21 protein-coding genes, 5 tRNA genes and 2 other RNA genes are annotated in these 25,152 nt (G+C 54.8%); 25 read left to right on the forward strand and 3 right to left on the reverse strand.

Translation table 11 applies throughout. The features are described from left to right. Window positions 1-4: 4 nt before the first annotated feature. From EBA31_RS05175 to pnuC, 25 genes are all read left to right on the forward strand, one after another. Window positions 5-721 carry a succinate dehydrogenase iron-sulfur subunit gene (locus EBA31_RS05175; protein WP_020825674.1) on the forward strand — a complete coding sequence of 239 codons (717 nt, stop codon included), beginning with the start codon at window positions 5-7 and terminating at the stop codon, window positions 719-721. A gap of 261 nt (window positions 722-982) precedes the next feature. Then, window positions 983-3,796: a 2-oxoglutarate dehydrogenase E1 component gene (gene sucA, locus EBA31_RS05180; RefSeq protein ID WP_020825675.1), complete on the forward strand. Its 2,814-nt coding sequence runs from the start codon at window positions 983-985 to the stop codon at window positions 3,794-3,796. Window positions 3,797-3,807: 11 nt separating this feature from the next. Then, window positions 3,808-5,022, forward strand: coding sequence for a 2-oxoglutarate dehydrogenase complex dihydrolipoyllysine-residue succinyltransferase (gene odhB / locus EBA31_RS05185; protein ID WP_044548916.1), 1,215 nt, complete (start codon window positions 3,808-3,810; stop codon window positions 5,020-5,022). A 240-nt stretch (window positions 5,023-5,262) separates the two neighbouring features. After that, window positions 5,263-6,429, forward strand: a complete 1,167-nt coding sequence (gene sucC, locus EBA31_RS05190) for an ADP-forming succinate--CoA ligase subunit beta (protein ID WP_020825677.1) — start codon at window positions 5,263-5,265, stop codon at window positions 6,427-6,429. Continuing rightward, window positions 6,429-7,301 carry a succinate--CoA ligase subunit alpha gene (gene sucD, locus EBA31_RS05195; protein ID WP_020825678.1) on the forward strand — a complete coding sequence of 291 codons (873 nt, stop codon included), beginning with the start codon at window positions 6,429-6,431 and terminating at the stop codon, window positions 7,299-7,301. The genes sucC and sucD overlap by 1 nt, the downstream gene beginning before the upstream one ends. 776 nt (window positions 7,302-8,077) lie before the next feature. Further along, window positions 8,078-9,646: a cytochrome ubiquinol oxidase subunit I gene (cydA, locus tag EBA31_RS05200; RefSeq protein WP_020825679.1), complete on the forward strand. Its 1,569-nt coding sequence runs from the start codon at window positions 8,078-8,080 to the stop codon at window positions 9,644-9,646. 14 nt (window positions 9,647-9,660) lie between these two features. After that, window positions 9,661-10,800, forward strand: a complete 1,140-nt coding sequence (cydB, locus tag EBA31_RS05205) for a cytochrome d ubiquinol oxidase subunit II (RefSeq protein WP_020825680.1) — start codon at window positions 9,661-9,663, stop codon at window positions 10,798-10,800. A gap of 17 nt (window positions 10,801-10,817) precedes the next feature. Beyond that, on the forward strand, window positions 10,818-10,931 hold the full coding sequence (cydX, locus tag EBA31_RS05210; RefSeq protein ID WP_004949761.1) for a cytochrome bd-I oxidase subunit CydX: 114 nt from the start codon (window positions 10,818-10,820) through the stop codon (window positions 10,929-10,931). Continuing rightward, window positions 10,931-11,227, forward strand: a complete 297-nt coding sequence (gene ybgE, locus EBA31_RS05215; protein ID WP_044548919.1) for a cyd operon protein YbgE — start codon at window positions 10,931-10,933, stop codon at window positions 11,225-11,227. The genes cydX and ybgE overlap by 1 nt, the downstream gene beginning before the upstream one ends. Before the next feature lie 130 nt (window positions 11,228-11,357). Then, on the forward strand, window positions 11,358-11,762 hold the full coding sequence (gene ybgC / locus EBA31_RS05220; protein WP_020825682.1) for a tol-pal system-associated acyl-CoA thioesterase: 405 nt from the start codon (window positions 11,358-11,360) through the stop codon (window positions 11,760-11,762). Beyond that, window positions 11,759-12,442 carry a Tol-Pal system protein TolQ gene (gene tolQ, locus EBA31_RS05225; RefSeq protein ID WP_039992358.1) on the forward strand — a complete coding sequence of 228 codons (684 nt, stop codon included), beginning with the start codon at window positions 11,759-11,761 and terminating at the stop codon, window positions 12,440-12,442. The genes ybgC and tolQ overlap by 4 nt, the downstream gene beginning before the upstream one ends. Before the next feature lie 12 nt (window positions 12,443-12,454). Then, complete coding sequence (gene tolR / locus EBA31_RS05230) at window positions 12,455-12,883, forward strand: colicin uptake protein TolR (protein WP_020825683.1); 429 nt, start codon at window positions 12,455-12,457, stop codon at window positions 12,881-12,883. 82 nt (window positions 12,884-12,965) lie between these two features. After that, window positions 12,966-14,213 (forward strand): cell envelope integrity protein TolA, encoded by a 1,248-nt coding sequence (gene tolA / locus EBA31_RS05235; protein WP_122080585.1) that lies wholly within the window; start codon window positions 12,966-12,968, stop codon window positions 14,211-14,213. A gap of 132 nt (window positions 14,214-14,345) precedes the next feature. Further along, on the forward strand, window positions 14,346-15,638 hold the full coding sequence (gene tolB, locus EBA31_RS05240) for a Tol-Pal system beta propeller repeat protein TolB (RefSeq protein ID WP_020825685.1): 1,293 nt from the start codon (window positions 14,346-14,348) through the stop codon (window positions 15,636-15,638). Window positions 15,639-15,682: 44 nt separating this feature from the next. After that, on the forward strand, window positions 15,683-16,198 hold the full coding sequence (gene pal / locus EBA31_RS05245) for a peptidoglycan-associated lipoprotein Pal (RefSeq protein ID WP_020825686.1): 516 nt from the start codon (window positions 15,683-15,685) through the stop codon (window positions 16,196-16,198). Between the two features lie 9 nt (window positions 16,199-16,207). Further along, complete coding sequence (gene cpoB, locus EBA31_RS05250; RefSeq protein ID WP_122077613.1) at window positions 16,208-17,008, forward strand: cell division protein CpoB; 801 nt, start codon at window positions 16,208-16,210, stop codon at window positions 17,006-17,008. A gap of 179 nt (window positions 17,009-17,187) precedes the next feature. Then, window positions 17,188-17,263 (forward strand) — tRNA-Lys (locus EBA31_RS05255). A gap of 32 nt (window positions 17,264-17,295) precedes the next feature. Continuing rightward, window positions 17,296-17,371: transfer RNA gene (locus tag EBA31_RS05260), tRNA-Val, on the forward strand. A gap of 7 nt (window positions 17,372-17,378) precedes the next feature. Beyond that, window positions 17,379-17,454, forward strand: a tRNA-Lys gene (locus EBA31_RS05265). 14 nt (window positions 17,455-17,468) lie between these two features. Next, window positions 17,469-17,591, forward strand: a non-coding RNA gene (locus EBA31_RS05270) — RtT sRNA. 69 nt (window positions 17,592-17,660) lie between these two features. Beyond that, window positions 17,661-17,736 (forward strand) — tRNA-Lys (locus tag EBA31_RS05275). Window positions 17,737-17,791: 55 nt separating this feature from the next. Beyond that, window positions 17,792-17,867: transfer RNA gene (locus EBA31_RS05280), tRNA-Lys, on the forward strand. A 43-nt stretch (window positions 17,868-17,910) separates the two neighbouring features. Then, window positions 17,911-18,038, forward strand: a non-coding RNA gene (locus EBA31_RS05285) — RtT sRNA. Window positions 18,039-18,383: 345 nt separating this feature from the next. Next, the gene (nadA, locus tag EBA31_RS05295; protein ID WP_041415250.1) at window positions 18,384-19,445 is read left to right on the forward strand and encodes a quinolinate synthase NadA; all 1,062 of its coding nucleotides are present in this window, start codon (window positions 18,384-18,386) and stop codon (window positions 19,443-19,445) included. Window positions 19,446-19,466: 21 nt separating this feature from the next. Continuing rightward, a complete protein-coding gene (gene pnuC / locus EBA31_RS05300; RefSeq protein ID WP_020825689.1) occupies window positions 19,467-20,192 on the forward strand; it encodes a nicotinamide riboside transporter PnuC in 726 nt (241 codons plus the stop codon). Between the two features lie 38 nt (window positions 20,193-20,230). On the opposite strand, the gene zitB is transcribed toward pnuC, so the two are convergent. From zitB to EBA31_RS05315, 3 genes are read right to left on the reverse strand one after another with little or no spacing between them, the layout of a single operon-like run. Then, on the reverse strand, window positions 20,231-21,193 hold the full coding sequence (gene zitB, locus EBA31_RS05305) for a CDF family zinc transporter ZitB (protein WP_044548924.1): 963 nt from the start codon (window positions 21,191-21,193) through the stop codon (window positions 20,231-20,233). Then, entirely contained in the window at window positions 21,193-24,408 is a 3,216-nt protein-coding gene (locus EBA31_RS05310) for a transporter substrate-binding domain-containing protein (protein ID WP_122077617.1), read from the reverse strand. Before EBA31_RS05310 ends, zitB begins: the two co-directional genes overlap by 1 nt. Then, window positions 24,405-25,010: a response regulator transcription factor gene (locus tag EBA31_RS05315; RefSeq protein ID WP_020825691.1), complete on the reverse strand. Its 606-nt coding sequence runs from the start codon at window positions 25,008-25,010 to the stop codon at window positions 24,405-24,407. The genes EBA31_RS05310 and EBA31_RS05315 overlap by 4 nt, the downstream gene beginning before the upstream one ends. Between the last annotated feature and the right edge of the window lie 142 nt (window positions 25,011-25,152).

Genomic DNA, 25,152 nt, shown 5'->3' on the forward strand with positions numbered 1-25,152 from the left:
ATTGATGAAACTCGAATTTTCAATTTATCGCTACAATCCGGATGTTGATGACGCTCCGCACATGCAGGATTACAGCCTGGAAGCGGAAGAAGGTCGCGACATGATGTTGCTGGATGCCTTGATCCTGCTGAAAGAAAAAGATCCTAGCCTGTCGTTCCGTCGTTCCTGCCGTGAAGGCGTGTGTGGTTCCGACGGGATCAACATGAACGGTAAAAACGGCCTGGCTTGCATCACCCCGATCTCGTCGCTGCGCAAAGGCAACAACAAGATTGTGATCCGCCCGCTGCCTGGCTTGCCGGTAGTGCGCGATCTGGTGGTGGATATGGGGCAGTTCTACACCCAGTATGAAAAGATCAAACCTTACCTGCAGAACGACGGCAAGAACCCGCCGGCGCGTGAGCACCTGCAATCGCCGGAGCAACGTGCCAAGCTGGACGGACTTTATGAGTGCATTTTATGCGCTTGTTGTTCGACCTCTTGCCCATCATTCTGGTGGAACCCGGACAAATTCATTGGCCCGGCTGGCCTGCTGGCGGCATACCGCTTCCTGATTGACAGCCGTGACACGGAAACGGAAGAACGTTTAGACGATCTAGACGACGCTTTCAGTGTTTTCCGCTGCCATAGCATTATGAATTGTGTCAGTGTATGTCCTAAAGGCTTGAACCCGACGCGTGCTATCGGTCATATCAAGTCTATGCTGCTGCAACGCGGCGCATAAGTGGAATGAGATGCTGCGCCGGGCAGCTTCCGGCGCACATCACAAAGGAGGGAGCCTCTAAAAACTGACCCGTGGCTGCGGCACTATGCAGCCAGGTTCGCCCGCCGGTTTTTAGAGGTTCCTTGTAAGGGACCGCAAGGTCCATAGCAGAACGTACCGTAAAAGTACGTCGAGTGAACCGTTTCTACGGCAAACCGTATCCATCACGGTAATTATGTTAACCACGGCGAAAACTAAAGCTTCAAAGCTTAAGGGATCATGATGCAGAACGGCGCAATGAAGGCCTGGCTGGATTCCTCCTATCTGGCGGGCGCGAACCAGTCTTACATAGAACAGCTCTATGAAGACTTCTTAACCGATCCGGGCTCCGTTGAAGATAGCTGGCGTTCCATTTTTCAACAGCTACCAACCGCGGGTGTAAAACCCGATCAGCTTCACTCTCAAACGCGTGACTACTTCCGCCGCCTGGCGAAAGACTCCGCGCGTTACAACACCACCATCAACGACCCAGACACCGATGCCAAACAGGTCAAGGTACTGCAGCTGATTAACGCCTTCCGTTTCCGCGGACATCAGCATGCCAACCTCGATCCGCTCGGTCTGTGGCAGCGTGAGCAAGTTCCTGACCTTGAACCCGCCTATCACAACCTGACCGAAGCCGACTTCCAGGAAACCTTCAACGTGGGTTCTTTCGCTATCGGCAAAGAAACCATGAAGCTGGGCGACCTGTATGCCGCGCTGAAGCAGACTTACTGCGGCTCGATCGGTGCGGAATACATGCACATTACCAACACTGAAGAGAAACGCTGGATCCAGCAGCGTATTGAATCGGTGGTGGGGCACGCCAGCTTTACCGATGATGAGAAACGCCGCTTCCTGAACGAACTGACCGCAGCGGAAGGTCTGGAGCGTTACCTCGGTGCCAAATTCCCAGGGGCGAAACGCTTCTCGCTGGAAGGTGGCGATGCGCTGGTACCGATGCTCAAAGAGATGGTGCGTCACGCCGGTAAGAACGGTACGCGCGAAGTGGTATTGGGCATGGCCCACCGCGGCCGTCTGAACGTGTTGATCAACGTACTGGGCAAAAAACCTGCCGATCTGTTCGACGAGTTTGCCGGCAAGCATAAAGAACACCTCGGCACCGGTGACGTTAAATATCACCAGGGCTTCTCCTCCGACGTAGAAACCGAAGGCGGCATGGTTCACCTGGCGCTGGCGTTTAACCCGTCGCACCTGGAGATCGTCAGCCCGGTGGTCATGGGCTCAGTTCGTGCCCGTCGTGACCGTCTGGACGAAGCGCGCAGCAATATGGTACTGCCAATCACCATCCACGGTGACGCCGCCATTACCGGCCAGGGCGTGGTTCAGGAAACCCTGAACATGTCGCAGGCTCGCGGCTACGAAGTGGGCGGCACGGTGCGTATCGTGATCAACAACCAGGTTGGTTTCACTACCTCCAACCCGTTGGATGCGCGTTCTACCGAATATTGTACTGACATCGCCAAGATGGTGCAGTCGCCGATCTTCCACGTAAATGCTGACGATCCGGAAGCGGTGGCCTTTGTGACCCGCCTGGCGTTGGATTTCCGTAACACCTTCAAACGTGACGTGATGATCGATCTCGTCTGCTACCGTCGCCATGGGCATAACGAGGCCGATGAGCCAAGTGCAACCCAGCCGGTGATGTACCAGAAGATCAAAAAACACCCAACGCCGCGCAAGCTTTATGCTGACGTGCTGACCGAACAAAAAGTCGCCAGCCTGGAAGATGCCACGGAAATGGTCAACCTGTATCGTGATGCACTCGACCGCGGCGATTGCGTGGTTGAAGAGTGGCGTCCGATGAACCTGCATAGCTTTACCTGGTCGCCGTACCTTAACCACGAATGGGATGAAGAGTACCCAAGCAAGGTTGAGATGAAGCGCCTGCAGGAACTGGCCCGTCGCATCAGCACCGTGCCGGAAGCGATCGAAATGCAGTCACGCGTAGCGAAAATCTACGCAGACCGCGCCGAGATGGCGGCAGGCAACAAAGCGTTCGACTGGGGCGCGGCGGAAACGCTGGCCTATGCCACCATGGTCGATGAAGGCATCCCGATTCGCCTTTCCGGCGAAGACGCCGGTCGCGGTACCTTCTTCCACCGCCATGCTGTGGTGCACAACCAGAAAAACGGTTCGGTCTACGTTCCGCTGGCCAATGTTCACAGCGGGCAGGGCGAGTTCAAAGTGTGGGACTCCGTACTGTCGGAAGAAGCCGTACTGGCGTTCGAATATGGTTACGCCACCGCAGAACCGCGCACCCTGACCATTTGGGAAGCGCAGTTCGGTGACTTCGCCAACGGCGCTCAGGTGGTGATCGACCAGTTCATCAGCTCCGGCGAGCAGAAATGGGGCCGTATGTGTGGCCTGGTGATGCTGCTGCCGCACGGTTACGAAGGCCAGGGTCCAGAGCACTCCTCTGCGCGTCTGGAACGTTACCTACAGCTGTGTGCTGAGCAGAACATGCAGGTGTGCATCCCGTCCACTCCGGCACAGGTCTACCATATGCTGCGTCGTCAGGCGCTGCGCGGTATGCGCCGTCCGTTGGTGGTGATGTCGCCGAAATCTCTGCTGCGTCACCCGCTGGCAACCTCGTCTCTGGAAGAGCTGGCTAACGGCACCTTCCTGCCGGCTATCGGCGAGATCGACGAGTTGGATCCGAAAGCGGTCAAACGCGTGGTCATGTGCTCCGGTAAGGTCTATTACGATCTGCTGGAACAACGCCGCAAGAACGACCAGAAAGACGTGGCTATCATCCGTATCGAGCAGTTGTACCCGTTCCCGCATCAGGCCGTTCAGGCGGTGCTGGAGAAGTATGCTCACGTGCATGATTTCGTCTGGTGTCAGGAAGAGCCGCTGAACCAGGGCGCCTGGTACTGCAGCCAACACAACTTCCGTGAAGTGGTGCCGTTCGGGGCTTCTTTACGTTACGCAGGACGTCCAGCCTCTGCCTCTCCGGCAGTCGGTTACATGTCCGTACACCAGAAGCAGCAACAGGCTCTGGTTAATGACGCGCTGAATATTGTTAAAGATTAAGGGAAAGCTAAATGAGTAGCGTAGATATTCTGGTACCTGACCTTCCTGAATCGGTTGCGGATGCGACCGTAGCCACCTGGCACAAGAAACCAGGTGACAGCGTCCAGCGTGACGAAGTTCTGGTTGAAATCGAAACTGACAAAGTGGTTCTGGAAGTTCCGGCAAGTGAAGCCGGGATCCTCGATGCGATCGTGGAAGAAGAGGGCGCAACCGTGCTTTCTCGCCAACTGCTAGGCCGCATCCGCCCGGGCGACAGCTCCGGCAAGCCGACCGCCGAGAAGAGCCAGGAGAAAGAAGCCACGCCTGCACAGCGCGCGACTGCCAGCCTGGAAGAAGAGAGCAACGACGCGCTCAGCCCGGCGATCCGCCGTCTGATTGCCGAACACGATCTCGATGCTGCCGCCATCAAGGGCAGCGGCGTGGGTGGCCGTATCACCCGTGAAGACGTGGAAGCGCACCTGGCTAACGGCAAAAAAGCCGACAAACCTGCCGCCGTCGAAGCCGCACCGCAGCCTGCTCTGAGCAGCCGCAGCGAAAAACGCGTGCCGATGACCCGCCTGCGCAAACGCGTGGCCGAGCGCCTGTTGGAAGCGAAGAACAGCACTGCGATGCTGACCACCTTCAACGAAATCAACATGCAGCCGATCATGGACCTGCGCAAGCAGTACGGTGAAGCCTTCGAAAAACGTCACGGTGTACGTCTGGGCTTCATGTCCTTCTACATCAAGGCGGTGGTTGAAGCCCTGAAGCGCTTCCCGGAAGTGAACGCTTCCATCGACGGTACCGACGTGGTGTACCACAACTACTTCGATATCAGCATTGCGGTATCTACCCCACGCGGCCTGGTAACCCCGGTACTGCGTGACGTAGACACCATGAGCATGGCGGACATCGAGAAGAAAATCAAAGAGCTGGCAGTTAAAGGCCGTGACGGCAAATTGACTGTGGAAGAGCTGACCGGCGGTAACTTCACCATTACCAACGGCGGCGTATTCGGTTCACTGATGTCTACCCCGATCATCAACCCACCGCAGAGCGCCATCCTGGGCATGCACGCCATTAAAGATCGCCCAATGGCGGTTAAAGGCCAGGTTGTGATCCAGCCAATGATGTATCTGGCACTGTCTTACGATCACCGCCTGATCGACGGTAAAGAATCCGTCGGTTACCTGGTGACGGTAAAAGAGATGCTGGAAGATCCGGCTCGTCTGCTGCTGGACGTATAACCCTGATGGGCGCGTATATCTTAAATCATTGAAGTTGCATCGCGGCGGCAACGGAGCGAATCCCCAGGAGCATAGTCAACTATGTGACTGGGGTGAGAGAAGGCAGCCAACAAAGATGCAGCTTTAAGGATGACAGAGATTGCCGCGCCCACACTCTGTGCTATGTGGCCGACGAAAGTCATGCGGTTTTCCGCCAAAATGACTCGGCTAAAACCTTCAGAACTGAATGGATAGAACATCATGAATTTACACGAATATCAGGCAAAACAGCTGTTTGCTCGGTATGGCATGCCGGCACCAACCGGTTACGCCTGTACCACACCGCGTGAAGCGGAAGAAGCCGCATCCAAAATCGGCTCCGGCCCGTGGGTGGTTAAATGTCAGGTTCATGCTGGCGGCCGCGGTAAAGCTGGCGGCGTTAAAGTTGTAAACAGCAAAGAAGATATCCGCGCTTTCGCTGAAGCCTGGCTGGGCAAGCGTCTGGTGACCTACCAGACTGACGCGCTGGGCCAACCGGTTCACCAGATCCTGGTAGAAGCCGCGACCGACATCGATAAAGAACTGTACCTGGGCGCGGTAGTAGACCGTGCCAGCCGTCGTGTGGTGTTCATGGCATCCACCGAGGGTGGCGTTGAGATTGAGAAAGTTGCGGAAGAAACGCCGGAACTGATCCACAAAATGACCATCGACCCACTGGCAGGCCCACAGCCTTACCAGGGCCGTGAACTGGCCTTCAAACTGGGCCTGACCGGCAAGCAAGTTGGCCAGTTCGCCAAGATCTTCATGGGCCTGGCGACCTTGTTCCTGGAGCGCGACCTGGCGATGGTTGAGATTAACCCGCTGGTGGTGACCAAGCAGGGCGATCTGATCTGTCTGGACGGTAAACTGGGCGCTGACGGTAACGCACTGTTCCGTCAACCTGAGCTGCGTGAAATGCGCGACCTGTCTCAGGAAGACGAGCGTGAATCCCGTGCGGCACAGTGGGAGCTGAACTACGTTGCTCTCGACGGCAACATCGGCTGCATGGTTAACGGCGCAGGCCTGGCGATGGGGACCATGGACATCGTTAAGCTGCACGGCGGTGAGCCAGCCAACTTCCTCGACGTAGGTGGTGGTGCAACCAAAGAGCGCGTGACCGAAGCCTTCAAAATCATCCTGTCCGACGACAAGGTGAAAGCGGTATTGGTTAACATTTTCGGTGGTATCGTGCGTTGCGACCTGATCGCTGACGGTATCATTGGCGCAGTAGCCGAAGTGGGCGTTAACGTCCCGGTGGTGGTGCGTCTGGAAGGGAATAACGCCGAACTGGGCGCCAAGAAACTGGCGGACAGCGGTCTGAATATCATTGCTGCGACCAGCCTGACTGATGCGGCTCAGCAAGTTGTTGCGGCAGTGGAGGGTAAATAATGTCCATTTTAATCGATAAGAACACCAAAGTTATCTGTCAGGGTTTCACCGGTAGCCAGGGGACCTTCCACTCCGAACAAGCTATCGCTTACGGCACCAAAATGGTCGGTGGCGTGACGCCGGGCAAAGGCGGCACTCAGCACCTGGGCCTGCCGGTGTTCAACACCGTGCGTGAAGCGGTAGAAGCGACCGGCGCCACGGCGTCCGTTATCTACGTACCGGCACCATTCTGCAAAGACTCCATTCTGGAAGCTATCGATGCAGGCATCAAACTGATCATCACCATTACCGAAGGCATCCCGACGCTGGATATGCTGACCGTCAAGGTGAAGCTGGATGAAGCCGGCGTGCGTATGATTGGCCCGAACTGCCCAGGCGTTATCACCCCGGGCGAGTGCAAAATCGGCATCATGCCAGGCCACATCCACCTGCCAGGCAAAGTGGGCATCGTTTCCCGCTCCGGCACCCTGACCTACGAAGCGGTGAAGCAAACCACCGATACCGGTCTGGGCCAGTCTACCTGTGTAGGCATCGGCGGTGACCCGATCCCAGGTTCTAACTTCATCGATATCCTGAAATTGTTCCAGGAAGATCCGCAAACTGAAGCGATCGTCATGATCGGTGAAATCGGCGGCAGCGCAGAAGAAGAAGCAGCGGCGTACATCAAAGAACACGTGACCAAGCCGGTAGTTGGCTACATCGCGGGTGTTACCGCGCCTAAAGGCAAGCGTATGGGCCATGCCGGCGCCATCATTGCCGGCGGCAAAGGCACTGCGGACGAAAAATTCGCAGCGCTGGAAGCGGCAGGGGTTAAAACCGTGCGCAGCCTGGCTGACATCGGCGAGGCAGTTAAAGCGGTTCTGAACCGCTAATTTAACCTGCGGTAGTCCGTATTCAAGCAGGGTCAGACCAAGTGTCTGGCCCTGTTTTTTTTGCCTGCGCGAGAGGGAATAGGGCATTGCGGTGGCCGTGGTGAGCGTTAGCGGCATCAATTAAAGGGGGGAGGGACGGGCGGACGTATTTAAGCGCTGCTTTATCGATAATTATTCTTTTTATTGCCTACAATTATCAGAGTAAAAAAATAAGCTAAGCTTGTCCTATTAGCAGGTTAATAAACGTTAACATCATTCACACTCGAGACTTCATTTAAATACAGATAACCATTAAATATCACATCTATTTAACACAAAAAGTACCTAGATAGACTACGAAACCATTATGTAACATAACCACAAGATAATTATGAGAAATTGTGAGCTGAATCTGGAAATAAAATTCAGATAGGCTTAAATTGTTCCAGATCAAATTAGGGCTGAGTACCTCTTTGGGCTAAAATTTGACCTGTAACCAAAAGTCTAACCCATATCACGTAAAAACCTATTTATTGTGTGGGATTGGGCGAGTATCATCCATGGTGAATATGGATGGTTGATCTTGTTGCATTTGTTACCCGTTGTCGGTTTTCAGTGGTGTGTTTAGTGCACTGGCCAGTACGGCCCGCGTCGAATGCATGGTTGAAAGCGGAGAAGCTGGATCAAATTTTTGTTGTGTTTAAGGGCATTCACTGCGGGGCGTTACCGGTAGCTTCACCCGAAGTCATATCGATAACCGCATGTCGGAGTCTTCCTGCGAGGAGCAAGGAGTCAAGATGTTTGATATTGTCGAACTGTCGCGCTTACAGTTTGCTTTAACGGCGATGTACCACTTCTTATTTGTCCCATTAACGCTAGGCATGGCGTTTTTGCTGGCAATTATGGAAACGGTATATGTACTGTCAGGCAAACAAATCTATAAAGATATGACCAAATTCTGGGGCAAGTTATTTGCAATTAACTTTGCTCTGGGTGTGGCCACCGGTTTGACCATGGAGTTCCAGTTCGGGACCAACTGGTCATATTTCTCACACTACGTCGGTGATATTTTCGGGGCCCCTCTGGCCATCGAAGGTCTGATGGCGTTCTTCCTTGAATCGACGCTGGTCGGCCTGTTCTTCTTCGGCTGGGATCGTCTGGGCAAGGTGCAGCACATGGCCGTAACCTGGCTGGTGGCACTGGGCTCAAACTTCTCTGCGCTGTGGATCCTGGTGGCCAACGGCTGGATGCAGAACCCTATCGCCTCGGACTTTAACTTCGAAACCATGCGCATGGAGATGCTCAGCTTCTCCGAACTGGTGCTCAACCCGGTTGCGCAGGTTAAGTTCGTTCACACCGTAGCTGCCGGCTACACCTGTGGTGCGATGTTCGTACTGGGTATCAGCTCTTACTACCTGTTGAAAGGCCGTGATACTGCCTTTGCCAAACGTTCCTTCGCAATCGCTGCCAGCTTCGGTATGGCTGCCGTACTGTCCGTAATCGTACTGGGTGATGAATCCGGCTACGAAATGGGTGACGTGCAGAAAACCAAACTGGCCGCCATCGAAGCCGAATGGGACACTCAACCGGCTCCGGCTTCCTTTACCCTGTTCGGTATTCCGAATCAGGATAAAATGGAAAACTCCTACGCGATCCAAATTCCTTATGCGCTCGGCCTGATTGCCACCCGCTCAACGGATACTCAGGTCACCGGCCTGAAAGATCTGATGGCGCAGCATGAAGTGCGTATCCGCAACGGGATGAAAGCCTACCAACTGCTGGAAGAGTTGCGCAGTGGCAATACCGATCCGGCGGTTCGTGCCGAGTTCAATAAAGCCAAGCAGGATTTGGGCTACGGTTTACTGCTGAAGCGCTATACCCAGAACGTCACCGACGCGACGGAAACGCAGATCCAGCAGGCGACCAAAGACTCTATCCCACGCGTAGCACCGCTGTACTTCGCCTTCCGTATCATGGTGGCCTGTGGCGTGCTGATGTTGCTGATTATCGGTCTGTCGTTCTGGAGCGTGCTTCGTGGCCGCATTGGCCAGAGAAAGTGGCTACACCGTGCGGCGCTGTATGGCCTGCCGCTGCCGTGGATTGCCATCGAAGCCGGCTGGTTTGTGGCTGAATACGGTCGTCAACCTTGGGCGATTGGTGAGGTGCTGCCGACTGCGGTTGCCAATTCTTCACTGACTGCGGGCGACATTCTGTTCTCGATGGGGCTGATTTGCGGCTTGTACACCCTGTTCCTGGTGGCTGAAATGTACCTGATGTTCAAATTTGCACGTCTGGGTCCAAGCAGCCTGAAAACTGGCCGCTACCACTTTGAACAACCGACTGCCGCCGTGCAGGAAGCGCGCTAAACAGGAGTCCACGTATGTTTGATTATGAAGTACTGCGATTTATCTGGTGGGTCCTGATTGGCGTACTGCTGATCGGTTTCGCCGTCACCGACGGTTTCGACATGGGGGTCGGCATCCTGGTGCGCATTATCGGTAAAACCGATACCGAGCGCCGGGTGATGATCAACTCCATCGCGCCGCACTGGGACGGTAACCAGGTGTGGCTGATCACGGCCGGTGGTGCGCTGTTCGCCGCCTGGCCAATGGTCTATGCGGCGGCGTTCTCCGGTTTCTACGTCGCCATGATCTTGGTGCTGTCCGCCTTGTTCTTCCGCCCGGTCGGTTTTGACTACCGCTCGAAGCTGGAAAGCAGCCGCTGGCGCAACATGTGGGACTGGGGCATCTTCATCGGCAGCTTTGTGCCGGCGGTGGTATTCGGCGTGGCGTTCGGCAACCTGCTGCAGGGCGTGCCGTTCCACATGGACGAATACATGCGTCTGTTCTACACCGGCAACTTCTTCCAACTGCTGAATCCGTTTGGCCTGTTGGCGGGTGTCGTCAGCCTGACCATGCTGGTGACCCAGGGGGCAACCTACCTGCAGATGCGTACTAGCGGTGAGATCCACCTGCGTGCCCGTGCTGCGGCGCAGATCTCCACGCTGGTGATGGCAGTGTTCTTCCTGTTGGGCGGCATTTGGCTGGTGAAAGGCATCGATGGTTATGTGATTACCTCGGCGCTGGATACCATGGCGGAGTCTAACCCGATGCGTAAAGAAGTGGCTCACCAGGCCGGTGCATGGTTGATCAACTTCAACAAGTATCCGCTGCTGTGGGCACTGCCTGCTCTGGGCGTAGTGCTGCCGCTGTTTACGGTGCTGTTCTCCCGCATGTCGAAAGACGCGCTGGCATTCGTGACTTCGTCACTGACCATTGCCTGCGTGATCCTGACTGCCGGTGTGACCATGTTCCCGTTCGTGATGCCGTCAAGCACCGTGCCTAACATCAGTCTGACCATGTGGGATGCCACCTCCAGTCTGTTGACGCTGGAAGTGATGACCGTTGTCGCGGCGATCTTCGTGCCTATCGTTCTGGGGTACACCAGCTGGTCGTACTACAAAATGTTCGGCCGTCTCGACAAGAACTTTGTCGAGAACAACAAGCATTCGCTGTATTAAGGATAGGGAGCTAAACCATGTGGTATTTTGCCTGGATTCTCGGAACGCTTCTTGCCTGTGCCTTCGGTATCATCACGGCGCTGGCGCTTGAGCACCACGAAGATTCTAAAGCACAGCAAGACGGTAAGTGATGAGTTCGTCATTAACTGACAAGCTGTACGCCATAACTGACAAGGGCCCGGTCCGGGCCCTTTCACTGGTGCTGGCGTTGATTTTAGCGGGCTGTATTTTCTGGGATCCGACCCGCTTTGCGGCGAAGACCAGCTCGCTGGAGATTTGGGAAGGGCTGCTGCTGATTTGGGCTGTTTGCGCCGGGGTCGTTCACGGCGTTGGTTTCAAACCGCAGCGGACGTTATGGCGCGCTTTTTTTGCGCCACTTCCGGCAATTGTGATCCTCGCCGCAGGATTACTTTACGTTTCTTTATAATCTCTTCTATATCCCCGCGTTATGGGCCCTTCCGGCCCATAATTATTTTCGTTCCCCTCTTGTAACCCATTCCCAACCCGATCCGTCTTGCGTATAGTAGCACCGTTAAATTGCATTGCTGGGAAGTAGAGTGAGTAATACGTTGTTTCGATGGCCGGTTCGCGTTTACTACGAGGATACCGATGCCAGTGGTGTGGTCTATCACGCCCGCTATGTCGCCTTTTTTGAAAGAGCGCGCACCGAGATGCTGCGTCATCACAACTTTCATCAACAGCAGCTGCTCAGTGAACATGTCGCTTTCGTGGTTCGGCGCATGACGGTGGATTACCTGGCTCCGGCTCGTCTCGACGAACAGCTGGAAGTGCAGAGTGAAATCACCTCAATGCGCGGGGCCTCTCTCACGTTTGCCCAACGCATTGTCAATTCTGACGGGACTCTTTTGAGTCAGGCCGATGTGTTGATTGCATGCATTGATCCACACCAAATGAAGCCGATAGCGCTTCCTAAGTCTATTGTCGCGGAGTTTAAGCAGTGACTGACATGAACATCCTAGATTTATTCTTGAAGGCGAGTTTGCTGGTTAAGCTTATCATGTTGATTTTGATATGCTTCTCAGTGGCCTCTTGGGCGATCATCATCCAGCGCACCCGCATCCTGAATGCGGCCACGCGTGACGCCGAAGCCTTTGAAGACAAATTCTGGTCCGGTATTGAGCTTTCCCGTCTGTATCAGGAAAGCCAGGCGCGTCGCGATAGCCTGACCGGCTCAGAGCAAATTTTCCACTCTGGTTTCAAAGAGTTCGCTCGTTTGCACCGCGCTAACAACCATGCGCCGGAATCGGTGATCGAAGGGGCGTCACGCGCCATGCGCATCTCGATGAACCGCGAGCTGGAAACGCTGGAAAACCACATTCCTTTCCTTGGCACCGTGGGTTCGATCAGTCCGTATATCGGTCTGTTCGGCACCGTGTGGGGGATTATGCATGCCTTTATCGCACTGGGCGCGGTGAAGCAGGCCACGCTGCAAATGGTAGCACCGGGTATCGCCGAAGCACTGATCGCAACCGCCATCGGTTTGTTCGCCGCTATTCCGGCCGTTATGGCCTATAACCGCCTCAACCAGCGCGTCAACAAGCTTGAGCAGAATTACGACAACTTTATGGAAGAGTTCACCGCTATTCTGCATCGTCAGGCCTTCTCCAGCGACAGCAAATAAGTAGGAGGTAGCATGGCGAGAGTTCGTGGACGTAATCGGCGCGAGCTGAAGTCCGAAATAAACATCGTTCCGTTGCTCGACGTGTTGCTGGTGCTGTTGCTGATCTTTATGGCAACGGCGCCGATTATCACGCAGAGCGTTGAGGTTGATCTGCCGGATGCCACCGATTCCAAGACGGTGTCCAGCGATGATAACCCGCCGGTGATCCTTGAGGTTTCAGGCGTGGGTCAATACACCCTGGTGGTGGATCACAACCGCATGGAGCTGCTGCCGCCGGAACAGGTTGCCGCCGAAGCCAAGTCGCGTTTAGCGGCTAACCCGAAAACGGTCTTTTTGATCGGTGGGGCGAAGGAAGTACCGTACGATGAGATTATCAAGGCATTGAATATTCTCCATCAGGCGGGCGTGGCTTCCGTGGGACTAATGACCCAGCCAATCTGACCCTAAGGTCAGTGGCAACCCGGTTCCTGTGCCATTGGCTCAGGAACCCCGTATAAGCAACACCAGTTTTTGGGAATCTATTTTGGTAAAGGCAACTGAGCAAAACGATAAGCTGAACCGCGCCGTTATTGTTTCGGTCGTTCTGCACTTTGTATTGATTGCCCTGCTGATTTGGGGATCGCTGCAAGAAAACGTCGACATGAACAGTGCCGGCGGCGGTGGCGAAGGTTCTGTCGTCGGTGCAGTGATGGTCGATCCCGGGGCAGTGGTGGAGCAGTACAACCGCCAGCAACAGCAGAGTAACGACGCGCAGCGTGCTGAAAAGCAGCGCCAGAAAAAAGCGGAACAACAAGCCGAAGAACTTCAGCAGAAGCAAGCGGCGGAGCAACAGCGCCTGAAAGAGCTGGAGAAAGAGCGTTTGTCTGCGCAGGAAAAAGCGGCGCAGGACGCGAAAGAACAGGCTGAACAGCAGAAGCAGGCCGCAGAGCAGCAAAAACAGGCGGCGGAGCAACAAAAGCAGGCTGCTGAACAGCAAAAAGCGGCCGAGAACGCCGCGGCGAAAGCCAAAGAACAACAGAAAGTAGCGGAAGCGGCCGCCGCCAAGGCCAAGGCCGAGGCAGATAAAGTCGCTAAAGCACAGGCCGACGCGCAGAAGAAAGCGGAGTCTGAAGCCAAGAAAGAAGCGGCTGCTGCCGCTGCCGCCAAGAAACAGGCGGAAGAAGCGAAGAAAGCCGCTGCTGCCGAAGCTGCAGAGAAAAAGGCCGCTGCCGAAGCCGAGAAGAAAGCTGCAGCAGAAGCCGAGAAAAAAGCCGCAGCTGATGCCGAGAAAAAAGCGGCTGCAGAAGCTGAGAAAAAAGCCGCCGCTGAGAAAGCTGCTGCCAAGAAAGCCGCAGACGCCAAGAAGAAAGCGGCTGCCGCAGCTGCAGCTCAGTCTTCGGACGTCAATGATCTGTTTGGCGACCTGGCGGACGGTAAAAACGCGCCGAAAGGCGGCGGGGCTAAAGCGAAGGGTGACGGTAAACCGGCCGGTCAGGGCAATGCCAAGGCTGCAGGGGCGAGTGGTGCCGATATTGATGGCTATGCGGGGCAGATTCGCACAGCAATTCAGAATAAGTTTTATGATGCCAGTTCGTTTGCCGGTAAGACCTGTGACCTACGCATCAAGCTGGGGCCTGATGGCTTTTTGATTGACGTGAAATCGGTAGGTGGCGATCCTGCCCTGTGCCAGGCGGCTGTAGCTGCTGCGAATCAGGCGAAGATCCCGAAACCACCGAGCGATGCCGTTTATCAGCACTTTAAGAATTCGACCCTTGTATTTAAGCCACAATAACGGTTGATTAGCTAAGTCATATCGCAGGGATGTACTAAGGTAACCAACAGGGATTATGTAGTTTTGTTTGCGTTGGTTTGTTAAAATTCTGCTAATTTATCGCAGGCATCCCGCCTGGATAAGGGAGATGAGATGAAGCAGGCATTTCGAGTAGCGTTAGGTTTTTTAATACTGTGGGCCTCCGTTCTTCACGCGGAAGTTCGCATTGAAATCACCCAAGGGGTCGACTCCGCTCGCCCGATTGGTGTGGTGCCGTTTAAATGGGCTGGCCCAGGCACGCCTCCGGAAGATATTGGCAAGATTGTCGGCGCAGACCTGCGCAACAGCGGCAAATTCAACCCAATTGACGTAGCGCGCATGCCGCAGCAACCGACCACCGCGTCTGAAGTGACGCCGGCGGCCTGGACTGCATTGGGCATTGACGCAGTCGTGGTCGGACAGGTTCAACCTGGTGCGGACGGCGGCTACCTGATCTCTTATCAACTGGTGGACACTTCAGGTTCTCCAGGCACCGTATTGGCGCAGAACCAGTATAAAGTGACCAAGCAGTGGTTGCGTTATTCTGCTCACACCGCCAGTGACGAAGTGTTTGAAAAGCTGACCGGTATCAAGGGCGCATTCCGTACCCGTATCGCTTACGTTGTGCAGACTAACGGCGGGAAATTCCCGTACGAGCTGCGCGTAGCGGATTACGACGGCTACAACCAGTTTGTGGTACACCGTTCACCGGAACCACTGATGTCCCCGGCCTGGTCGCCGGACGGCAGCAAACTGGCGTACGTGACCTTTGAAAGCGGCCGCTCTGCGCTGGTGGTTCAGACCCTGGCTAACGGTGCTATCCGTCAGATCGCCTCGTTCCCGCGCCACAACGGTGCACCGGCGTTCTCACCGGACGGCAGCCGTCTGGCCTTCGCGCTGTCTAAAAGCGGCAGCCTGAACCTGTACGTGATGAATCTGGGCTCTGGCCAGATCACTCAAATCACCGACGGGCGCAGCAACAATACCGAACCGACCTGGTTCCCGGATGGCCAGTCTCTGGCGTATACCTCCGATCAGGGTGGCCGGCCACAGATTTATAAAGTCAGTGCCAGTGGCGGTGCGTCACAGCGTCTGACATGGGAAGGCTCTCAGAATCAGGATTCTGAAGTCAGCTCTGATGGTAAATTCCTGGTGATGGTGAGCTCAAACAATGGTGCTCAGCATATCGCCAAACAAGATCTCGGATCGGGTGCAGTTCAAGTTTTGACCGGCACCTTCCTGGACGAAACGCCTAGTATTGCGCCAAACGGCACCATGGTGATCTATAGCTCCACGCAAGGTATGGGCTCCGTGTTGCAACTGGTATCGACTGATGGGCGTTTTAAAGCGCGTCTTCCGGCAACTGATGGACAGGTCAAATTCCCTGCCTGGTCGCCGTATCTGTGATGCATGTGTAAATATGTATGGCAAACTATAAAAGGATTAAAGAAATGCAACTGAACAAAGTGCTGAAAGGGCTTCTGCTGGCACTGCCAGTCCTGGCTGTAGCAGCTTGTAGTTCTAACAAAAGCGCAAACAACGACCAATCTGGTCTGGGCGCTGGCGCTGGCACTGGTACAGAAAACGGCAGCAGCAACCTGTCTTCTGAAGAACAAGCTCGTCTGCAGATGCAAGAACTGCAGAAGAACAACATTGTTTACTTCGGTCTGGACAAGTATGACGTGAGCTCTGAGTTCGCTCAGATGCTGGACGCGCACGCTGCATTCCTGCGTAACAACCCGTCTTACAAAGTGACCGTAGAAGGCCACGCGGATGAGCGCGGTACGCCGGAATACAACATTGCCCTGGGTGAGCGTCGTGCTAACTCCGTGAAAATGTACCTGCAAGGTAAAGGCGTTTCAGCTGACCAAATCTCTATCGTTTCTTACGGTAAAGAAAAACCAGCAGTACTGGGCCACGACGAAGCGGCTTATGCTAAAAACCGTCGTGCAGTTCTGGTTTACTAAGAGAATCGCATGAACAGTAACTTCAGACGTCACTTGTTGAGTCTGTCGTTACTGGTTGGCGTAGCGGTCCCATGGGCCGCTACTGCCCAAGCGCCAATCAGTAATGTCGGCTCCGGCTCGGTCGAAGACCGTGTCACCTCGCTTGAGCGCATCAGCAATGCTCAAGGCCAGCTTTTAAACCAACTCCAGCAACAACTCTCTGACAATCAGCGCGATATTGACTCGCTCCGCGGGCAAATCCAGGAAAGCCAATATCAACTGAATCAGGTCGTTGAACGCCAAAAGCAAATCTATCAGCAGATGGATAGCATCAGCCAGGGCGGCGCTCAGAGCTCTGCTGCCGCAGCGGGTGCCGCGGGTGGAGCAGCAGCGGCTGCGTCCTCCGACGGTGCTGACAATGCGTCTGCGGGCGCTACAGCAGCAGCGCCGGCCAGCAAGGGTGATGAAAACAGCGACTACAACGCCGCTGTTTCATTGGCGCTGGAAAAAAAACAGTATGACCAGGCGATTTCTGCTTTTCAGACCTTCGTAAAACAGTACCCAAAGTCTACTTACCAGCCTAATGCCAACTATTGGCTAGGCCAGTTGTATTACAACAAGGGTAAGAAAGACGATGCGGCTTACTATTATGCGGTCGTGGTGAAGAATTACTCAAAGTCACCTAAGGCGCCGGACGCCATGTACAAGGTAGGTATCATCATGCAGGAGAAAGGGCAGGCCGATAAAGCCAAAGCTGTGTTCCAGCAGGTGATTAAACAATACCCAACCAGTGCGGCGGCCAAACAGGCGAAAAGTCGCGTAGCCGGTTAGTCAGAAAAAATAATGAGCCCAGAAGTTAGTCGATTTGACCGCTTTCTGGGCTCATTCGCGTGAAGAACAAGCAGTTGAACCCCTTGTTCAAAAATTTAGGTTGCGCTGCCAAGATAAATTAGTAATATATGCCGCCGTTGCCAAGACATCTTGCAAGATGTTAAAGCAGCAAGGAAATTGGGTCGTTAGCTCAGTTGGTAGAGCAGTTGACTTTTAATCAATTGGTCGCAGGTTCGAATCCTGCACGACCCACCAATTTCTGAAGTAGTAGCAGTAACCACGTCAGTGGGTGATTAGCTCAGTTGGTAGAGCATCTCCTTTACACGGAGGGGGTCGGCGGTTCGAGCCCGTCATCACCCACCACTGCTGTGGGTCGTTAGCTCAGTTGGTAGAGCAGTTGACTTTTAATCAATTGGTCGCAGGTTCGAATCCTGCACGACCCACCATTTTTAGATGTGATTACGATGTGGAATCGTCAGGGTGAGAACCGTAAAGGTTCGAGTCTCGCGAAGCGAGACAACATCACGCAAGTGATGGCCCGAAGGGTGAGGCCAAAGGCCGAATAATCCTGCACGACCCACCATTTCAGAATTGTTTTTCCTCAATCCAGGCTTCGGTTTGTATTGGCTGTTCAGCAGTAAACCACGTCAGTGGGTCGTTAGCTCAGTTGGTAGAGCAGTTGACTTTTAATCAATTGGTCGCAGGTTCGAATCCTGCACGACCCACCATTCTTGCAGCGAGTTCCTCTCCTGCTTACGCGGTTCAGCAGTAAACCACACCAGTGGGTCGTTAGCTCAGTTGGTAGAGCAGTTGACTTTTAATCAATTGGTCGCAGGTTCGAATCCTGCACGACCCACCATTCTTAAAGAAATACTCCCCCTAATTAAAAAATCTGAATTAGCATATAGCACAAATCGTGTAGGTGAGAAGCTGCGTTCAGGTTCGACAAAATTGCCTGTCAATTTTGAACAGCGCTTGCGCTGGCCCGCAGGGTGAGGCCAAAGGCCGAATAATCCTGCACGACCCACCATCTCTCAGAGTCCTTCGGTACTTTTCCCAGAATCAAAAATCACATAGCCGAGCATCGTAGGTAAGAAGCTGCGTTCAGGTTCGACAAAATCTCCGGTACCATCCCGCTCTCGCCATTTTAGTTGGCAAGCGTAATCCATTCTCTCTATCACGAGAGCACTTTCCCCCTGCAGATCTCTCTCTTTGATCAAAAATTCAATCCATTAAACTTCATCGGCGTGATATTGAAAATATCAGCGGACTTTTCGCTCAATTTTAGGTATTTTGTTTAGTATATAAAACGAAGGGGGTTGCGATGGGTAATACCCGGGCAGCAGACACCCAGCCTAGCACAGAGATTGCAGCGATGAGTGAAATGTTTGATGTTAATGCGGCGGTGTACCCGTTCCCGCCCAAACCCGTGCCGTTAGACGTCGCGCAGAAGGCGTTTTATCGTGAGAAGATTAAAACCCTGCTCAAGCAGCGCAATGCGGTGATGGTGGCCCATTACTATACCGATCCTGAGATCCAGGCGCTGGCGGAGGAAACCGGCGGCTGTGTGGCGGACTCGCTGGAAATGGCGCGCTTTGGCAGTAATCACCCGGCTTCGACCTTATTGGTCGCCGGCGTGCGCTTTATGGGCGAAACCGCCAAAATCCTCAGCCCGGAAAAACAGGTGCTGATGCCGACGCTGCACGCAGAGTGCTCGCTGGATCTTGGCTGTCCGGAAGAAGAGTTCCATGCATTTTGCGACAGCCACCCCGATCGCACCGTGGTGGTCTACGCTAATACCTCGGCGGCGGTAAAAGCCCGTGCGGACTGGGTAGTTACCTCCAGTATCGCCGTTGAACTGATTGAGCACCTCGACAGCCTGGGCGAGAAAATCATCTGGGCCCCGGACCGTCACCTGGGCAACTACGTGCAAAAGCAGACAGGGGCCGACGTATTGTGCTGGCAGGGGGCCTGTATCGTCCATGACGAGTTTAAAACCCAGGCCCTGATGCGCATGAAGGCCTTATACCCTGACGCGGCGATACTGGTGCACCCTGAGTCGCCACAGGCGGTGGTTGATCTGGCCGATGCGGTAGGCTCAACCAGCCAATTGATACAGGCGGCGAAAACTTTGCCTAATCCGCAGCTGATTGTCGCCACCGATCGCGGTATTTTTTATAAGATGCAACAGGCCTGCCCGGACAAGGAGCTTTTTGAAGCGCCGACCGCCGGTGAAGGCGCCACCTGTCGCAGCTGTGCGCACTGCCCATGGATGGCGATGAACGGCCTGAAGGCGATTGCCGACGGGCTGGAGCAGGGCGGTGCACTGCATGAGATCCACGTGGATGCGGCGTTACGTCAAAAGGCGCTAATCCCGCTGAACCGGATGTTGGATTTTGCTGCCCAATTAAAAATGCAGGTAAAAGGGAACGCTTAACCGTTTAATAAGGATAATAAAATGAGCTTTTTCAGTACCAGCAATATCTTGGTGCATATCCCGCTGGGTGCAGGGGGTTATGATCTGTCATGGATTGAGGCGATCGGCACCCTGTTCGGTTTGTTGTGTATCTGGTATGCCAGCAAAGAGAAAATCATCAATTACCTGTTCGGCCTGATTAACGTCACGCTGTTCGCGGTGATTTTCTTCCAAATCCAGCTTTACGCCAGTCTGCTGCTGCAGCTGTTCTTCTTTGTTGCCAATATCTACGGCTGGTACGCCTGGAGTCGTCAGACGCAGGATAATCAGGCCGAGCTGAAGATTCGTTGGTTACCGCTGCCGAAGGCATTGGGCTGGGCGGCGGTATGTGTGATCGGCATTGCACTGATGACCTTTAATATCGACCGCGTTTTCGCCTGGTTGACTCAGGTTGCGGTGACGGTAATGCAGGGCTTGGGCCTCAGCGTGCAAATGCCTGAGTTGCAACCGGACGCCTTCCCGTTCTGGGATTCAGCGATGATGGTGCTGTCGATCGTCGCGATGATTCTGATGACGCGCAAGTACGTGGAGAATTGGTTGCTGTGGGTGGTGATTGACGTGATCAGCGTAGCGATTTTTGCCTATCAGGGCGTTTACGCCATGGCGTTGGAATACGTGATCCTGACGCTGATCGCACTGAACGGTTCCTGGCTGTGGATCAAAAGTGCCGGCAACAACCAATCGCGGCCTTTGTCTTCCGCACCTTAAAATATCGCCGGGGCGCCCTAGAAGGCGCCCCGATGGTATTAATGATGATGCCCCAGATGAGAATGCGAACCGGAATGTGAGTGGTCACTCGGCTCGGGAGCCCGGTTAATTCCGCAGTCGGGCGTATCGCAATGCTGGTATTCCATTTGAATGGTCACGTGGCCAATCCGGTAGTGTTCCAACAGATAGCCCTGAATGCGGCGCAGCAAGCCATCATGGTCATTCGGCGGTATCACCTGCGCATGCAACGTCATCAGCTTCTGTTCACCAATCTGCCAGACGTGGACGTGGTGGATGTTGCGTACCTCAGGAATATTCAGGCACAGGTCTTTTTGCAGTTTGGCGATATCCACTTCTTGCGGCGTCCCCTCAAGCAGCTCGTGGAAGCTCTCCTTCAGCAGCCGCCAGGCACTGCGTATCACCAGGCAGGACACCAGCACCGAAAGTATCGGGTCGATCGGCGTCCAGCCGGTGGTCAGGATCACAATCGCCGCGGCAATGGCCCCCACCGACCCCAGTAAATCCCCCAACACGTGCAGCGCCGCAGCCCGCACGTTGATGTTCTTCTCTTCGCTGCCGCGGTGCAGCAGCCAGAAGGCGAACAGGTTAGCCAGCAGCCCCGCAATGGCGATAATCAGCATCGGCGTACCCATCACCGGCTGTGGCTCGAAGAAACGCCGTATCGCCTCCCACAGGATGAATACCACGATCACCAACAGCGCGGCGGCGTTGAGGAAGGCCGCGAGGGTGGTTAGGCGCAGATAACCAAAGGTATGGCGTGCATTGGGCTTGCGCTGTGAGAAGTGCACCGCCATCAAGGCGACCAGCAGCGCAGCGGCATCGGTGAGCATATGGCCGGCATCGGCCAGCAGCGCCAGTGAACCTGAAATTAACCCACCGGCAACTTCGGCGATCATAAATACCGCGGTGACTAAAAAAGCGGTCAGTAGGCGTTTACTATTACTGTCTTTCGGCTGGTGTACGTGCGGACTGTCCGACATTATTCATCCTTATGGTGCATAACAATAGACGACGCGTTAGCGCTGACCAGACCATCCAGTTCTATCAGTATCTGTTCCACTAACGCACTTAATTCAGTATAGGTGGCCTGAAGCAATGTTCCTTCACGCCCGCTGTCCACCAATTGTTGACACAGGCTGGCTGCCGCCGGCAGTTGCAGCATCAACAGGCTGCCCTTAATGCGATGCGCGGCTTGCCCAAGCTGCAGCCAGTCCTCGCTTAGTACCGCCTGCTCAAGCCGCTGCTGGTCTTGCCGCAGCGTTGTCAGCAGCGTTGTCGCCAGACGTTGGATCATCGGTCGGTCATTACCGGCCATATCGGCCAGGGACTGCTGAAGGTCAGTAAGGACTAACTGCTGCTCCAGCGCTTGGGGGTGCTGTGGCAGCGTCTGTGCGAGAGCGTCCAGTGAAATAGGCTTGGTTAAAAAGCGATCTATGGCCACCCGCTCCGGGGGGATACGGGTAAATTCCTGCACGTCCGCCGAGCAGAGGATAATTTGGCAAGCCGGACGATGATGGCGCTGCTCGTCGCGGCGTATCAGCCTTGCCAGCGTCAGGCCATCCGGACGCGGCATATTGTAATCAATAAACAGCAGGTCAAACGGCTGCTGACGATGGGCTTTCAACAGTGGGTAACCCTGCTCGAACAGCGTCGGCTGCAGACCGAAGTGGCGCAGCTGTCGTTCCATCAGCAAGAGATTGGTAGGGTGATCGTCAATCAGCGCCACGCGCAAACTCGGCGGCGGCAGGTTGAGCGGCTTATCGGTTTGCTGTGTCGCCGAGTCAAGAGCAACCTCGGTGACCGGTACCGACAGGGAAACCTCAGTGCCGACGCCGAGACGCGAGTGCAACTCAATCCGACCGCCCATTTGTTCGATAATTTCCTTGCAAATAGACAGCCCTAATCCGGTTCCCTGCACGGATACTCGCTGCGCACCGCGCGCGCGGTAAAACGGCTGGAACAGTTTGCCAATCTCATCGGCGGCGATGCCACACCCACTGTCGGTCACCGTCAGCGACAGTTCTCCCTGCTGTGCAGACTGCTCACGCCAGCCGATGCTGACCTGAATACTGCCGCGCGGTGTAAACTTAATCGCATTATTTATCAGATTGTTAGCGACCTGAAGTAAACGCTCACCATCAATAAGAACGGCTGCGGGCAGGTTGTCGGCCGCACTCACGTTTAGTGTCACCGGGCGTTCGCCAATCAGCGGTCGGTACAGGGCGCTAATGTGGGCCACCCAAGGGTACAGAGCTACGGCCTTGGGCGCTAAGGTTAACGAGCCGGTGGCCAGTCGGGCATGATCTTGCAAGTCATTGAGCAGGTTGAGCAACGATGATGCCGAGCTGTAGATCACCGGCAGCCCCTCGGGCGTTGGCTGACGTTTCAGCTCCAGCTCCAACAAACCAAGAATGGCGTGCATCGGAGTACGCAATTCATGGCTGACGGTAGCCAGGAATTTACTCTTCATTCGGTTTTCGGCTTCCGCATGCCGACGAGCCTGTTCAAGCACTTCCCGTTCGCGCTTATCCCGTCTCTGCAGGATAAACCGGCGCAGGGTCAGCCCCAACAGCAACAGGATCGCCGCAGCCAGCAGCGCCAGCAGCCAGGTGGTTTGTGGCTGCATACGGTTTTCATTCACGGCGTCAATCAGGTTGCTACGATCGACAATCCACTCATCGCGCAGTGATTGCAGCGTTTCCGACGGGATCTGCATCAGGTTTTTATCGAGGATAGCCAACAGCAATGGCTGATCCTGCCGCACGCCGAACGCTACCGGGTAGGCAATATTATTGGCGGCGAACGCCAACTTTATCGCCCCGGAGTAACGAGACAAAGCGACAAAGTTTGCCGAAATCACGTTATCCACCAGCGCATCCAACTGGCCGTTAGCCAGAGCGTCATACATGGCCTTACTGTCGGCAAAACGGATTTGTTCTTCGTTGGCAGGCACCAGGCCTTGTGCCAGATCGCCCTGCAGTACGCCAATGCGTTTACCGGCCAGATCGCTCCAGGTGGAAATCCCGTTGTCGTGTTGGCCAACATACACCCCCCACAGCGAACGGTGGATGGGCATACTTGCGCTGTAGCGCGCTTTAACTCCACGCGCCAATGGTAACGCGGTGCGAAAGCTGGCCTGGCCGGATTGCACCAGTTGATCGGCCTGTTCGGCATTGCGCGCCCACAGCGGAACAAAGCGCAACCCGGTGTTTTGCGCAATGATATTCAAAATGTCGATGGCATAACCGCGCGCTTGCCCACCGGAACCGCGGTAAGCGAAGGGGAAGTTATTCTCGATGGCGGCGTAATAGACGGTGGGGTGAGTCTTCACCCAGCTTTTCTCCATCTGCGTCAGATCGGCGTTGCCGGTATCGAGATAGCTGGGGATCTTTTTACTCCAGCGGCTTTGGATGGCATTCATCAACTCCATCGGGGTGTCGGCGATGGCCACGTTGAGGGTCTCGATCAGCGCCGGGTTGGCGGCGGCAAATACGAACGACAGGTTGCCGAGGTTGAGGGTACTTTCGATCTGATAAAGCTGGCCGAGCTGCAGCTGGTCGATAATAAAGCTGGCGCTGGCTTCATCGGCAATAAAGTAGTCGCTGCTGCCATTGAGCAGGGCATACACCGCCTGAAGGTTGTTGTCATAGCGTTGTACGTGGGACGACACCGTCTTTAGCGCATTGCCGGCCTGCATATCGGTCAGGGTGCTGATCGCCACCCGGGCATTGGCGGAGTTGAGCATCACTTTGCGATCGTTGCTGCGATCCCGCAGTACGCGCAGGTTACTGACGTAATAAGGCTGAGAAATTTTCAGGCCGTGTAGCGCTTCGTTTTGCGGAATGCCGTACACCAGATCGACAGTCCCGTCATGCAACGCTTGCTCAAGTTTCGCCAGATCGGAGAAGCCGTAGATCTGAAAGTGGATGCCGGTGACCTGTTGAACATAGCCCAGGTAGTCGGCATTCAGACCGTACAGGTCGTCATCCACAATAATATTATAAGGGCTGGTATTTTCACTGATGATACCGATGCGCAGCGTCGCGTCGCGCCAGGGATTTTTCTCGCTGGCGATCAGCAGGTCGGGCGGGATATTCAGGTTGCTGACCAATTGATAACGTACCGGCTGCGCCGCGTGCGCCAGACTGCCGACGCACAGCAACATCGTTACCAGCAGCAAAAGCGCACGCATCATGGCGCCAGCTCTTTAAACACCGCCACCAGCTCCAACAGATTACTGGCGCCGGTCTTACGCAGAATATTCTTCTTGTGGGTACTGACGGTTTTGTTGCTGATGTTCAGCATCTCGGCGATTTGCAGATTGGACAAGCCTTTGCTGAGCAGCCCGAGCACCTGCAGTTCTTTTGGCGTCAGCAGTGTACCTTCTGCCGGTAGCGCCTCCTCGGTCATGGCGGTGGCGGGAAAGCTCAAGCTTCCATCCAGTACGGTTTCAATCGCCAGCACCAGCTCTTCGAGACGGCTGCCCTTGTGCACAAATCCGTTGGCGCCGGCCGAATAGGCCATACGGGCGTAGATATCTTCTTCCTGTGCGGTATAGATCAGGATCGGTTGCTGCGGATAGTGGCGGCGGATTTTTTTCAATAATTGCAAACCGTCCACCTGTGGCAGACCGATATCGAGGATCACCAGCGCAAAGTCGGCCGTGGCCAATTGGGCCATTGCCTGAACGTCGTCTTGCACCGCCTGCAGGTGAAAGCGGCGGGATGACTTGATTAGCGCCGCTTCCAGTGCGACATGAACCACCGGGTGGTCATCAACTAATAACAAAGAGGGCATGGCTTGGCTCGAGTAACAGTATCCTGGCCGTTAGCATAACGAAAAAGGAGCCACTGCGCTCCCCTGATGAAACAGCACAATCCACTGTTAATTTAGAGGTTCATTCGGCAGGTGGCAAAGGTGATTTACAGCGTTATCCGCA

The sequence above is a fragment of the Serratia sp. P2ACOL2 genome (assembly GCF_003691565.1).
Classification (GTDB): Bacteria; Pseudomonadota; Gammaproteobacteria; order Enterobacterales; family Enterobacteriaceae; genus Serratia; species Serratia liquefaciens.